The sequence below is a fragment of the Lachnobacterium bovis genome, from assembly GCF_900111325.1.
In the GTDB taxonomy this organism is placed as follows: Bacteria; Bacillota; Clostridia; order Lachnospirales; family Lachnospiraceae; genus Roseburia; species Roseburia bovis_A.
The window spans coordinates 1-14,332 of sequence record NZ_FOGW01000033.1 but is presented as its reverse complement, the minus strand read 5'-3'; the positions used below and the strand labels follow the sequence as shown (position 1 = coordinate 14,332).

General features: G+C 29.0%; 12 protein-coding genes, 1 tRNA gene and 1 rRNA gene. 1 reads left to right on the top strand and 13 read right to left on the bottom strand.

Going from position 1 to position 14,332, the window contains the following annotated elements; translation table 11 throughout:
- From BMY79_RS10875 to BMY79_RS10820, 12 genes are all read right to left on the bottom strand, one after another.
- Positions 1-61, bottom strand: a 16S ribosomal RNA gene (locus BMY79_RS10875); the annotation flags it as partial.
- A gap of 602 nt (positions 62-663) precedes the next feature.
- Positions 664-804: a FeoB-associated Cys-rich membrane protein gene (locus BMY79_RS10870; protein ID WP_022750556.1), complete on the bottom strand. Its 141-nt coding sequence runs from the start codon at positions 802-804 to the stop codon at positions 664-666.
- Positions 805-1,511: 707 nt separating this feature from the next.
- A complete protein-coding gene (locus BMY79_RS10865) occupies positions 1,512-2,129 on the bottom strand; it encodes a cytidylate kinase-like family protein (protein WP_022750555.1) in 618 nt (205 codons plus the stop codon).
- A 255-nt stretch (positions 2,130-2,384) separates the two neighbouring features.
- Positions 2,385-2,885, bottom strand: a complete 501-nt coding sequence (gene queF / locus BMY79_RS10860; RefSeq protein ID WP_022750553.1) for a preQ(1) synthase — start codon at positions 2,883-2,885, stop codon at positions 2,385-2,387.
- Between the two features lie 17 nt (positions 2,886-2,902).
- Positions 2,903-3,595, bottom strand: a complete 693-nt coding sequence (gene queC / locus BMY79_RS10855) for a 7-cyano-7-deazaguanine synthase QueC (RefSeq protein WP_022750552.1) — start codon at positions 3,593-3,595, stop codon at positions 2,903-2,905.
- A 113-nt stretch (positions 3,596-3,708) separates the two neighbouring features.
- Positions 3,709-4,284, bottom strand: coding sequence for a GTP cyclohydrolase I FolE (gene folE, locus BMY79_RS10850; protein WP_022748915.1), 576 nt, complete (start codon positions 4,282-4,284; stop codon positions 3,709-3,711).
- A gap of 2 nt (positions 4,285-4,286) precedes the next feature.
- Positions 4,287-4,991: a putative 7-carboxy-7-deazaguanine synthase QueE gene (queE, locus tag BMY79_RS10845; protein ID WP_330372455.1), complete on the bottom strand. Its 705-nt coding sequence runs from the start codon at positions 4,989-4,991 to the stop codon at positions 4,287-4,289.
- A gap of 34 nt (positions 4,992-5,025) precedes the next feature.
- Positions 5,026-5,427 (bottom strand): 6-carboxytetrahydropterin synthase QueD, encoded by a 402-nt coding sequence (gene queD, locus BMY79_RS10840; protein WP_022748918.1) that lies wholly within the window; start codon positions 5,425-5,427, stop codon positions 5,026-5,028.
- Between the two features lie 310 nt (positions 5,428-5,737).
- Positions 5,738-6,487, bottom strand: a complete 750-nt coding sequence (gene pflA, locus BMY79_RS10835; protein ID WP_022748919.1) for a pyruvate formate-lyase-activating protein — start codon at positions 6,485-6,487, stop codon at positions 5,738-5,740.
- A gap of 171 nt (positions 6,488-6,658) precedes the next feature.
- Positions 6,659-8,911, bottom strand: coding sequence for a formate C-acetyltransferase (pflB, locus tag BMY79_RS10830; protein ID WP_029067290.1), 2,253 nt, complete (start codon positions 8,909-8,911; stop codon positions 6,659-6,661).
- 189 nt (positions 8,912-9,100) lie between these two features.
- Complete coding sequence (locus BMY79_RS10825) at positions 9,101-11,632, bottom strand: YfhO family protein (protein ID WP_074730953.1); 2,532 nt, start codon at positions 11,630-11,632, stop codon at positions 9,101-9,103.
- A gap of 82 nt (positions 11,633-11,714) precedes the next feature.
- The gene (locus BMY79_RS10820) at positions 11,715-13,505 is read right to left on the bottom strand and encodes an LTA synthase family protein (protein ID WP_074730952.1); all 1,791 of its coding nucleotides are present in this window, start codon (positions 13,503-13,505) and stop codon (positions 11,715-11,717) included.
- 311 nt (positions 13,506-13,816) lie between these two features.
- On the opposite strand from BMY79_RS10820, the gene BMY79_RS10815 reads away from it, so the two are divergent.
- Positions 13,817-13,900: transfer RNA gene (locus tag BMY79_RS10815), tRNA-Leu, on the top strand.
- Positions 13,901-14,143: 243 nt separating this feature from the next.
- Here the strand turns inward: BMY79_RS10815 and BMY79_RS10810 are convergent.
- Positions 14,144-14,332: transposase (locus BMY79_RS10810; RefSeq protein WP_177176446.1), on the bottom strand; the 189-nt coding region annotated here is incomplete at its 5' end.

Below are 14,332 nucleotides of genomic sequence, written 5' to 3'. Positions count from 1 at the left end.
CTTGCATGTGTTAAGCACGCCGCCAGCGTTCATCCTGAGCCAGGATCAAACTCTCATTTTAAAATTTGATTCTCAGAACTTAGCTTGGCTAATTTCCTTGTTACTGTTTAAAGGTGCATCTTTTCTCAGATGCTGTTCGTGTAATCTTTTGATTACTTGAATAATTCTCTTTAGAATCTTTCAAGGTTTTTCACTATTTAGTTATCAAAGTTTTTGTTTCGCTTATCAGCGACAACTTCTATATCTTATCACCTTTCTTAGTGTTTGTCAACACTTTTTTGTTTTTATTTTTTTAATTCATTGCTGCCAATCAAGGTGCTTTATATCGAATCGTTTCTAAATAAAAACTTGCCATCATCTGGCGAAAGATGTCTGATCGAAGTCTCTCTCACTTGCTAGTTTCCTTTGCTTGTGAGCACTTCGCTGTCAGCTAGATTATAATAGCACTTTTTTTAGCACTCGTCAACATATTTTGTTATTTTTTTCAAAGTCTGGCAATACACCTTTAGGCAGACAATTGTTTGAATAGTTTTTACATACATATCACTATATCTTATTTGAGTTATAACTATATTTTCAAATGCATACACAATACGTTTTTTAATGCACACACTATACGTTTGTGCATACTATATGTCTGCATTTTTGATTTTCAATGGAAATCTATTTATGACACCCGCCATTGCATTTGCCACAGTTCCCGCCGCATGAAATTGAATTGCCAGCTTTTTTTGTTTTGATCATACTTCTAATAATCAATGCAACGATTCCAATCAAAATTGCTCCTACTACAAATGTGCCCATATTTTCCTCCTTTTTTTACTACATTCAATATTAAATTCAATATTAATACTCCCGTTATACATAAATCTTAAAGTTTAATTTTTTCTGTATGGCTCAGTTTTAGAAATCATGCCATAAAAGTTTATTCCATAATTTAAACATGCAAGAAGATACTTTTTATTCAATGACAATTATTAAAGTGCCTCAAAGCTTTATCATTTTCTAAAAGCCAATCCATACATATATCTTACACTAGTTATTCTACACTAACTTCCTTGTCTTTTCAACTTCTTTATAATTTTTTAATATCTACCTTTCACTTTTCTACTATATACTATTCTATTTTTATACTTCATATTTCTAATTCGATATAATATATAATCTTATGCCTAGGAAAAAATAATGAGAATTTTATTAAAAAAAACTATAGGCTCAATATTTAACGAAAAAGCCTTATCTTCTAGATTTCTTCGCTGGGCTTTTTTGCTACTTATCTTACCTATAGTTCTTCTTAGTGATTTCAGAATGACTGTTGTTTTGTACTTATAGTATAGTATGTTATTTCTGTGCTTTTTTATCTGTGGTGTTTATAGTTTTACTCTGTGCTCTTTTATCTGTGGTATTTATAGTTTTACTCTGTGCTTTTTTTCTGTGATGTCCATAGTATTTTATAAGGTGTTTCTTTTGTTTTTTTATATTTTTTATTTGACTATGTTTTTTACTTTTTATTATGCTTTTACTTCAGAGAATTTGCTATTGACGATTGTTACATCTTGTCCTTTTTTTGCATTAATATATGACACTATCAGATCTGCTGCAAATTCTGGTGTTATATAAGATGTGTCAATGCATAGATCGTAGTTTTTACCGTCACCCCATATCTCTCCAGAGTAATAATTATGAAATTCTCTTCGTTTTATTTCTGTATTTTTTATATGTTTTATAGCTTCTTCTTTGCTCATATCGCTTCTTCGCATAATTTCTTTTATTTTAGCCTCTTGACTTGCATGAATGAAAACCGATACAGTTTCTTCTTCATTTCTGAATATATAATTACCACACAATCCAATAATAACAAAATTATCGTCTCCGTTAACAAGTCTCTTGATGAAATTTCTTTCTCTTATGCTTGGAAAAAACTCTTCACTTCTTCTAGCAATGCTATAAAGTAAACTGCTCACAGGACGTTCCTCGAAAAAGCTATTATATTCTTCATAATATCCATTTTTTTTAGCACTCTTTATTAAAATATTTTTGTCCACAAAACTTAAGTTTAGCTTTTTAGCAACATACTCACCTATTAAATGTCCACAACTTCCGCATTCTCTTGCAATTGTTATAATCATTTAATTTTCCTCCTATTTCACCTTATGTAAATAATACCATATTTGACTCACTTGGAGTGAAATTAATTATTTTTTATATATATTCACATAAAAAGCACATCTTTTTCGTCATTTTAACTAAGATGTGCTTTCAAATGTTACTCGGATATTACCCGCATGTTGTCCGTATATTTCTAATTAAGTTTTAAGTATTTTTTGAACTTATTAATTGCATTATATATTTTTGTGCTATGTATTTTACATATTATATTTTTACTATCTATTATCTATCTTTTCTGGATATAAATCGTGATTAACAAGTCTATCAAAGGCAACTTTTTCCCATACTGTACCTTTTTTTCCATAGTTGCAATAAGGATCTATTGAGATTCCTCCTCTTGGTGTAAACTTCCCCCAAACTTCAATGTATTTTGGATCCATTAATTTTACCAAGTCCTTCATGATGATATTCATGCAATCTTCATGAAAATCACCGTGATTTCTAAAGCTAAATAAATATAATTTTAAAGATTTGCTTTCAACCATTTTTTTATCAGGTACATATGAAATGTAAATTGTAGCAAAATCTGGTTGGCTTGTTATTGGACATAAGCTTGTAAATTCAGGGCAATTAAATTTTACAAAATAATCATTTTCTGGATGCTTATTATCAAATGTTTCTAACACCTCTGGTGCATAATCCATAGCATATTTTACATTTCTATTTCCTAATAAAGTTACATCTTTCATTTCTTCTTTTTTTCTTGATGATGACATAATATCCTCCTACAAATTTATTTATTATCTTTTTTTAGAATTGGATCAACAGTACCGTTTATTTCGAATGCTTTCATTCTATCAATACATGTACCACATTTTAAGCATGGTTCGTCTTTTCCTTCGTAACAACTCCATGTTAATTCATATGGAACTTTTAATTCTAATCCTTTTTTGACTACTCCTGCTTTATTCTCTTTAAGAAATGGTGCTTCTATTCTTAATTTTTTTCCACTTCCTTCATAAATAGCTGTATTCATAGCATTATTAAATTCTTCGCTACAATCTGGGTATGCATTCCCTGCTGCATCATCTGAATGAGCACCATAATAAATTACTTCACAATCTTTTGAAAGTGCAAAACTTGCTGCAGATGATAAAAACAATCCATTTCTAAACGGTACATATGTACTTACTGGTTGTGAATTTGTCTTTTCTAGTTGTTTTGCATATGTTTCTTTTGGAATATCTTCAGTTGAAGTTTCAAGAAGAGAACAATTGCTATACTGGAAAATCTTGTGCAAATCAAGTTTATATAATTCTACTCCGTAATACTTACAAATTTTTTCTGCACTTTCTATTTCTTTTTTATGTTTTTGTCCATAAGACATAGATAATGCTACCACATTATCTTTTCCATATTTATCTACTGCTAATGCTAAGCATGTTGATGAATCAATTCCTCCGCTACATAATACTAATGCTTTCATTTTTTTTCCTCTTTTCATTTATCTCTTTTTTTGTTTTTTATGCATATTTAATATTATATTTCTTTATGCATATTAATGTTATATATTTTTATGCATATTAATGTTATATATTTTTATGCATAATTTAATCTATTTAATAATAATGGATCTTCTTCAAACTTACCGCTTAATGTTTGGGTATAAGTTCTTGAGTTAGTATTTTTTATTCCTCTAGCTGTCATACAGCTATGGTTTGCTCTTATGATAACTGCTATGTCTGAGCTACCTGTGATTTTTTTCATTATATCTAAAATATCTGTTCCAATTCTTTCTTGTAATTGTAGGCGTTTTGTAACCATATCAACAATTCGTGCAATTTTACTAAGGCCAATTACTTTTCCATTTGGAATGTATGCTACATCTATTTTCATATTATACATAAGTGCCATATGATGTTCACAATAGCTAAATGCATCTATATCTTTTACAATAACCATATCATTTGAAGAAGTGCTCTCTAAATCCTCGCTGAATGTTTTATTAAACATTTCTGCAATTTGATCATTTGTGTAATTCATTCCTTCAAAAACTTCTTCATACATTTTGGCAACTCTTTTAGGTGTCTCTCGTAGGCCTTCACTATCAGGATTTGCTCCTAACGCTACTATAATTTCCCTTATATTTTTTTCAATTTTTTCTACATCAATCATTTTTACACACCTTTCAAATTTGGATCCCATATATATTTATGCATCTGTAATTGTAAGTTTATATCATTCATATTGTTTTCCTTCATAAATTCTACAATTTCTGCAGGAGTTATTTTTTCAAATACTGAACTTAAATAAACCTTACATTTTGATGTTAGATTATATTTATCTATTATTTCTTTAGCTTTATTCAAATCACCGATACTTGAACATACAAATTTTACTGTATCTTTTTTTTCTAAATATTCGTAATTAGTAAGATCCATATATTTTTCCATTGTACTTTCTGGTAATTTATAATCTAATGTAATACTTGGCGAATTATTTATTTTCTTAACTTCCGCAATGTTAACACTACCATTTGTTTCTATTTCAACATTAATATTTTCTAATAATGAAAGCTGTTTAAGCAAATATATAATATTTTCTTGGCGTAGAGGTTCTCCTCCAGTTAATGTAACATTTTTTACTTTTGTGGATTTTATGTAATCTACAATTTGGCTTGCTGACATTAACTCGTATTTGGTTTCGTTTGTATTCGCCCATTTTGTGTCACAATATACACAATTTAAATTACATCCTTGAAAACGAATAAAAATTGCCAATTGTCCTGCTTTTTGTCCTTCTCCGTTTATACTAACGAACTTTTCTACTACTTTGTATTTAATTTTTTCCACTTCAACATCAGATGAAATATTATTTATCATTTACTATTCCTCTCTTTTGCTATTTTTATCTTTCTTACTCTTCATATGTTGCACAATTATTTGGTGTTTCATATACTTTTACTTTTGAAATATTATATTTTTTCTTTAATTCTGTAAAAAAGAAATATGCAAAATTTTCTGCTGTTGGTCTAAATTTTACTATATTTATTTTATAATCATCTTCTTTTAATGCTTCTAATAATTTTTCACTTGCAGTATTTTCTTCTATTATTAAGCTATGATCATAATTTTCTAACATGTCCTTTAGATCTTTTTTAATGTCTGTAAAATCAATGACCATACCTTCTTTTAATGTTTCACTTTTTACTTCAATAACAACTCTCCACCTATGTCCATGAAGATTTCTACATTTTCCCTGATAATTTGCCAAAAAATGTGCAGCGTCAAAACTGCCTTCTGTACTTACTGAATACATCTTAATACCTCTTTTATTTATCTATTTTTTTAATCTTTTTATAATTTATACTATTATGGGAATTTTCAACCAAGAATTTGGATTTTATTAAACTTACATTTGATTATACGATTTCATAGTTTTTAATATAAAGATACATAAAAAGGATGCGCAAAATTGCACATCCCTACTAACTATCTTATCCAAATAGTCCTGGTTTTGTTTAGAGACAGGATGGTACAAATGAACTGTCTTATTTAATTCTCCGTTTTTTCATTCTACTACTTTTAGAAACATTCGTCAAATTAAACTTTATTTATATTTGTAACCGTTACATATAATCCGGATAAGTATCAACCTCTAAAATTTGTTCAGCTTCTCTTATTTGTTCCTTTGTCGGAACTTCATAACCTTCTAATGGATATTTTCTACCTAGTTGTTCCCATTTTGCAACTCCTAATGTATGATAAGGTAATATCTCAACTCTCATAACATTGTTTAATGATTTTATAAATTCATGCATAATTTTTAAATCTTTTTTATCATCTGTTAAATTAGGGACTAAAACATGGCGAATCCACATTTTTTTATTATTTTCAGATAGATACTGAGCCATTTCTAATATATTTTTATTTGATTTAGATGTTAGTTCTTCATGTAATTTATTATCCATTACTTTTAAATCAAGAATAAATAAGTCCGTAACATCCATCAGTTTATCAAATTCTTTTAAGTATTCTTTATCCATTCTAAATGGGTTTCCACTTGTATCTAACGCTGTATGTATTCCACTGCTATGTGCTAATTTAAAAAACTCAATAATAAAATCAAGCTGTAATAATGCTTCTCCTCCACTTACGGTAATTCCACCATTGTCTCTCCAATAGTTTTTGTATCTAATAGCTTTTTCATATAGTTGTTCAGGCGTCATTTCTAGTTTTGCTTGTCCTGTCCATGTTTCAGGATTGTGACAATACTTGCACTTCATTGCACAACCTTGTAAAAACACAACATAGCGCACTCCTGGTCCATCAACTAACCCAAATGATTCTAATTTATTGATTTTTCCGATTGTATTCATCTTTTTTCTCTTCTTTTCTTCCATATATAGTTTTTGGCATATATGCTCTATTTGCATATATGCCATTTTTTAATCTATGAAATTTTAATTTTGTTTTTATAGCTTTTTCTTACTTATATTGTTTACTTCTTCCATTTATGTATATGCCTGTGTTTTACGTATGAAAACATTTTACATATGTTCATGACATGTACGTGAAATTACGTCTAACTGCTGCTCTTTTGTTAAATCAATAAACTTAACTGCATAGCCTGATACTCGAATTGTAAAGTTAGCATATTCTTCTTTTTCTGGATGTTCCATAGCATCTAGCAATTTATCTTTTCCAAATACATTAACATTTAAATGGTGTGCACCTTGTGCAAAATAGCCATCTAATACTTGTGCAAGATTATTTATTCTTTCTAGCTCTGAATGTCCTAATGCATTTGGATTCATTGTCTGTGTATTTGAAATTCCATCAAGTGCCCAATGATATGGAATTTTGGCAACTGAATTCAATGAAGCTAATAAACCATTTTCTTCTGCGCCATAAGATGGACTTGCTCCTGGAGCAAATGGAGTAAATGCTTCTCTTCCATCTGGTGTTGCACCTGTTGCTTTTCCATATACTACATTTGAAGTAATTGTAAGTATTGATGTAGTTGCTTCAGAATTTCTGTATGTATGATGTTTTTTTATCATTGTTAAGAATGTTTTTAATAACCATTCACCAATTTCATCTGCTCTATCATCATCGTTTCCATATTTAGGAAATTCACCTGTAGTTTCATAACCTACAGCCAATCCTGTTTCATCTCTTATTACTTTAACTTTTGCATATTTTATTGCACTTAAAGAATCAATTACATGAGAAAAACCTGCAATTCCTGTTGCAAAAGTACGACGCACATCTGTATCAATCAATGCCATCTCTTCTTCTTCGTAATAGTATTTATCATGCATATATTGAATCAAATTCAATGTATTTACATATAATTCAGCAAGCCAATCTAACATAACCAAATATTTATCCAAAACTTCATCATACTCTAAATATTCTGATGTAATTGGTTGATATGCTGGGCCGACTTGATTATGTTCTTTTTCGTCAACGCCACCGTTAATTGCATACAATAAGCATTTTGCCAAGTTAGCTCTAGCACCAAAAAACTGCATTTCTTTACCTGTTTGAGTTGCTGAAACGCAGCAGCAAATAGAATAATCATCTCCCCAAACTGGTTTCATTACATCATCATTTTCATATTGAATAGATGATGTATCTATTGAAATTTTTGCAGCATATTTTTTGAAGTTTTCTGGCAATGCAGGAGAATAAAGCACTGTAAGGTTAGGCTCTGGTGATGGTCCCATATTTTCTAATGTATGTAAAAAACGATAATCATTCTTAGTTACCATTGAACGACCATCCATACCGATACCGGCAACTTCTAATGTAGCCCATACCGGATCACCTGAGAACAATTGATTGTATGAAGGGATTCTTGCAAATTTAACCATTCTGAATTTCATTACTAAATGATCAATCAATTCTTGTGCTTCTTCCTCTGTTATTAACTTTTCTTTTAAGTCTCTTTCGATATAAATATCTAAAAATGTAGAAATTCTACCTACTGACATTGCAGCACCATTTTGAGTTTTTACGGCGCCTAAATATCCAAAATATAACCATTGTATAGCTTCTTGAGCGTTTTGAGCTGGTTTAGATATATCAAATCCATAAATTGCAGCCATTTCTTTTAAGCCTTTAAGAGCACCAATTTGTCTTGAAATTTCTTCTCTTAAACGAATAACATCATCTGTCATTGTTCTATCGCCACAATTTAATAAATCTTCTTTTTTCTTTTCTATCAAATAGTCAATTCCATATAATGCAACTCTTCTATAATCGCCAACTATTCTTCCTCGACCATAAGTATCTGGAAGTCCTGTTATAATATGACTATGACGTGCTTTTTTCATTTCTGGGGTATAAGCATCGAATACACCCTGATTATGTGTTCTAGAATATTTTGTAAAAATTTCATGCAATTTTTCATTTGGTTTATAACCATTAGAAGTGCATGCCTCTTCTGCCATTCTAATTCCGCCAAATGGCATGAATGCCCTTTTTAAAGGCTTATCTGTTTGTAATCCTACGATTTTCTCTAAATCCTTTAAATTTTCATCTATATAACCTGGACCATATGATGTCAAACTAGAAACAATTTCTGTTTCCATATCAAGAATACCGCCATTAGCGCGTTCTTCCTTTTGTAATTTCTGTAATGCCTTCCACAACTTATTAGTAGCATCCGTTGGATCTGCTAAAAATGATTCATCACCATCATATGGTTTATAGTTCTTTTGAATAAAATCGCGAACATTAACCTCATCTTTCCAAATTCTACCTTCAAAACCTTTCCATTGCGTGTAGTCTTTCATGTCAAGTTATCCTCCTCAAACTCTTGTTTATATCAACTAATTACCTACAATTTAATTATATCACTCTTTAATAATTCATCAAGTAAAAGTTTATAAAAAATGCAGTAATCTTCATATGGTATCCAACCACATAAAAGAATACTATATATTGTATGTGATGTCAATAAAAATTAAATTTAATTAGATATATTAATTAATATTTGTTCTCCTACTAATAAGTAAAATTGCAGATATAATACTCGCAAATGTGAAAAAAACACCGAGTTTGAAATAAGGAGTCTCATATTCCAAATTTATATCATTTTCTCCCTTCTTTAACGGAATTTTTATAAAAGTATCTTTAAAAGATTCTATCTTCTTTTCTTGTCCATTAACTTTACATTTCCATCCTTTTTGATATGGTATACTAAAAACAATGTTTTTTTCTTTATCTAATTTTATATTACCTTTTAATGATACACCATTAAATAAACCTGTTTGTTCAAAGGACTCTAATTTGAATTTTTCATGTGCTAATACTTTGTAGTTTTCTTGAATTTGTTTTTCATTTAGGTTATATATGTAAAATTTTATTTTTCTGTTTTCATCATTTTTTAAATAAATTCTATCTCCTAATTTCACCTCGCCCAAATCTAATATGTAATCATTAGAAATTGACGAAAAAGTTTTCCTTAAGTCGTCATTAACATACTCATCTATATACTCAATATCTATACTGTCATATACTGCATACAAATGACCTGGCCTATAAATTTTTATTGTAGTCTTCCCCGGCTTTACATTTTGTAAATTTGAGGAAAACGTTAATAATTCCGTGCTTTCACTTAACAATATACTCTTTGATAATGCATTAATTGAATCAATTGGAGCAAGATCTTTTTCATTCCAATTTTTTTCTGCCTCATCTGAAAAAGCAAATCCTACAGGCAATGTATACGTATTTTCATACACATAAAAGTCTCCTATTTTTTTTATGAATTTTCGCGTACCGTTAGCCTCATTTGCATTTTTTGAAATATAATATTTTACAGAAAGCATTGCTGATATCACTGGAGTTGCGCCGTAATAGCTGTAAAAATTGATTCCACCTTCTAAACCTAAATTCTGATAAAATTTGCTAACGTTATAATTTAAAATTGAAGAAAACTCTGTTGCTGATGAATAATTATATAACATTGCATCATTTTTCGTTTTTCTTTCACTTTGTTCGACTCTATAAAAATTGTCACCTTCTCTTTTTTCTAAATATTCAACTATTTTTTTATAATCCTTACTTCTAGCTAAATACGAGCTTCTGCTAGTCGTTTCAAAACTGACTAATGTCATATTAATTGCGACTTCTGATATCATAATCATGGCAAATAATGCTGTGAAAATTTTTTTACATCTTTTAATTCTTCTTAATATAATCAAAATAATTGCATATAAAAAAACAAATAATAATGTAACTATTATATTAAAATTACTATTCATATTTTCTTTTCCATTAAATATTTGATACAAGAAAGGCGCAAAAACTATGCATAAAGCCACAATTATCCTTTTTACATCAATTCCCTCTATGTTTCTTAAAACTTCAAACATAAGACATAGAATTATAAGCGAAAAAATAAAACTTTGTCTTGCTGGTAAAAAGCTTGGAAAATGTAATCCATGCCAAATAAAATCCAATATATTATTAGAAAAACTGACAAAAAAGAAAGTTACAATAATAATTCTAGGGATTTTACGTGATAATTTTATTTTTTTATTAAAAATGTACAGCACAAGTAAAAGCAACGCTGCTGTCGTTGTATATATGTTAGGTAAATGCTTGTCATCAATATAAACTCTAATTCCAAGAGACATTCGCATTATCTCATCTAAAAAGCCAAAATACCAAGTGCTTTTCTTTGGAAATGTTGAAGTCGATGAATAAGCATATTTTAATACACTAAGCTCGGGTAATATCAAAACTGCAGACGTTGATCCTGATAAAAGTGAAAAGATTATAAAATTTATGACTGATCTAATTGATTTTTCTTTTTTTTCAATTGCGTTTTCAATATAGATGTATATAAAATACATGAAAGAAAAAATACAAATCATAATCGAAATATAATAATTTGCCCAAATTGCAATAGCTAAAGACACATAGTAGCAAGCCGCCTTATTTTCTTTAACTAATTTATCTATTCCACATAAAACCGCTGGAAAAAGCGCAAAAGAATCAAGCCACATAATATTCCAACTATATGCAGCACAAAAACCACATAAGGCATATGACGTAGCAAGCGCAATTGCATAACATTTTTCACTATCAAATAAATTTTTCGAATTTTCATCAATACCAAAATGATACACAAAATATTTATATGCAAAGAGACTTGCTAAAGATATTTTTACAACAATTAAAATGGTCATAAATTCAATTATATATTTTGTGGGGCAAATCACTAAAAATAAATTTAGGGGACTGGCTAAATAATATGCATATAATGCAAAAAAATCATTTCCTATTCCATTATTAAAAGTAAAATATAAACTTTTATTTTTCACTAAAACCTCGCGAAATTCAGAAAAATACGGATAATACTGATGATACATATCTATATGTAACATACATTTATTTCCAAATGGATATATTTTCTTAAAAACTATAATCGCAACACAAACAATAAACGGAATAAAAAATGCAATCAACCTTTCTTTTTGGGCACGTAACCTTGTAGTTTTTTGCATCCTGTTTTTTCTCCTTTTTCTTACATTTTACAAATTATATTATTAATTTTCATGTATTAATTACCGGATTCTTTATGATAAACTAATGACTATCAAAAAGATTATAATATTGTAGTTTTTTATAATCTAAAATGTTCTTGTCTTCCTTGGGTTTTACAATACTTGTAATAACTTTATGTTTTTTTTGTGTTTCGAGCAAAAAATTTTGATACGGGCTAGTTGGAATATGAGCTTGTCTTAACATATTAGCCGCAAAAAAATTAGTACTTAATTCTTGATTGTATTTTGTGTCCATATCAAAATTAGCCCACACAACATAAGGGACTTTATATCTTTTTTTCAAATCACTTTTACTTAACGCAGAAGTCTGTTTTCCATTTAAATAAAAAATTGTATCTACAACAGAATCTGCTGGCTGATGATCTCCAAAAAAGACTATTATTGTTTTTTCTGTTTTATTTTTAAAATACTTAGTCAATAACTCAATATCTTTATCTGTTTTATTAGTCAACGACAAATACTGATGCAATGCGAAATTGCTGCTGCCAACAACTTTTATATTAGGTGTAAAATTCTTATATTCATCATAATAACTTCCATGATTTTGCATTGTCACATTGAATAAAAATAATTTATCCGTTTTTTCTTTATTTTCATATAATTCAATTATCTTATTAATCATAGTTCGATCTGATACATAATCTCTAACATACTCTGGATTTGAAAAACTTTCTAATGAATAAAATTTTTCGAATCCTAGCAAAGGATACACCCTATCTCTTTCCCAACCATCTTTATAGTAAGGATGAAGAGCATAAGTTTTATAGCCTATATCTTTTAAATATTTTGGCAATGCTAATGTATCTTTTTTTAAATATTGCTGATAAGGTATACTCCCACTTGGCAAAAAAGCCATAGTATTTCCCGTCAAAAATTCAAATTCTGTATTAGCTGTATTTCCACCACAAACAGAAACATTCAAGTAACCCGTTTGTATCCTTTTGGAATTATTTTTTGACTCATCTTGAAATTTTTTTAAATTAGGTAACATTTCTTCATTAGTATTGAATCTACCAAGTATACTCAAATCAGAAAATGCCTCATCCATAATAACTATAATATTAGGATATTCTTGCAGGTTTGTATTTTTTGCTTTATGCAATGTTTTATTTTTTTGCTTTTTAATAGAATAAATATTGTCATATTTTTTTAAAAGTTTTTGAGCTTCCTTAGCACTATAGCCTCTTGGTTTATCAATTTTTAAATATTTTAAATTCATTGTAAATGTAATCGGTGCTCCATTCACTTTATTCATATATTCAGGTGTGAATAAAAATGGATACAACTCTAACTCATAGCTATTGTTATCATTTTGAACCACACTTGCAAGTGCAAAAAGTGATCCCACACAAATAACTGCTGCCACTATCCTCACAGTAATTTTTTTTATTTTATATTCAAAAAAAAAGGTTGCTATCGCCATGCCTAAAAAACACACTGAAACTATTATTGCATTACGACTTAATCTATAATCATAATTATTAGCAACTTTTTGGGCCGTTTTAATCGACCATATATCCCATGGAACAAAAGGGGTTGAACGAAACTTTAGAACATAATAATTTATTAACCCAAAGACAAATGAAATTATTAACATAATTCTCATTCCAATTTTAGCCGAACCTGATAAAAAAAGCAGAACTAATCCAATTAGTATAAATAAAAAAATATTTAATATTTGAGGAATTTTACGGACTTCCTCAAATGGATTATGAACAAAAAATTCAACCAAATAAAAACAACAGATACAAAAAAGAACATATGCTATAAGCGTTAAAGCTTCACTTTTTGTATTATTTATTTTTTCCCCCATAGTATCTCCCCTATTTACTATTTATTAAATAATTGTTTTCAAAGGATAACTCTTAATTCTTTTTATAATCTATCAAATTTTAATACTATACTCACTTTAATTATAAAACTTATCTTACTTATATAACTTACTTTAATTATAAAACAAAACTATATAATAATACAATAATTTGTAATTTTATTTTATAAATATAAAAATTTTAGATTTTGTTTTTATAAAATTTAATTTTTTTTATTTTTAGTATTGCATTTTGTTAATATTTATGATAATATACTTTTGTTGTAACTGATACCGCGTACGGTATTGGATATGCCGGCATGTCGGAATTGGCAGACGAGACAGACTCAAAATCTGTTACGGGTTTCCGTGTGTGGGTTCAAGTCCCACTGCCGGCATCCATAAAGGAACTTTGAATAATTATAAAATGAATCACTTTTTAGTGGAAAAAGGAAGGCCGTTCGTTGGTCTTCTTTTTTTGTATAAAAATATTTGCTTTTTATAAATAAATCAGCACCACCGGCTTAGCCGGTGGTTTGCTCTTGCCCTATAAGGGCATATTACCGGCACTGAGTCTAAAGACTCGTCGAAAGGTTCGCCAGCCGCAACATCATTTCCCTACTGAGCCCCATGGGCTCTTTTTATTTGTTTTGCTTTACCGGCTCACCCGTAAACGGGTCTACATATTCCTTCAGTGTCATTTGATCATATTCTAAATCTTCTTTTAACTGATTCTGAATATACTCTTGAATTTTCTTCGCATTTTTTCCTACAGTGTCTACATAATATCCTCTGCACCAAAAATGTCGGTTACCATACTTATATTTCAG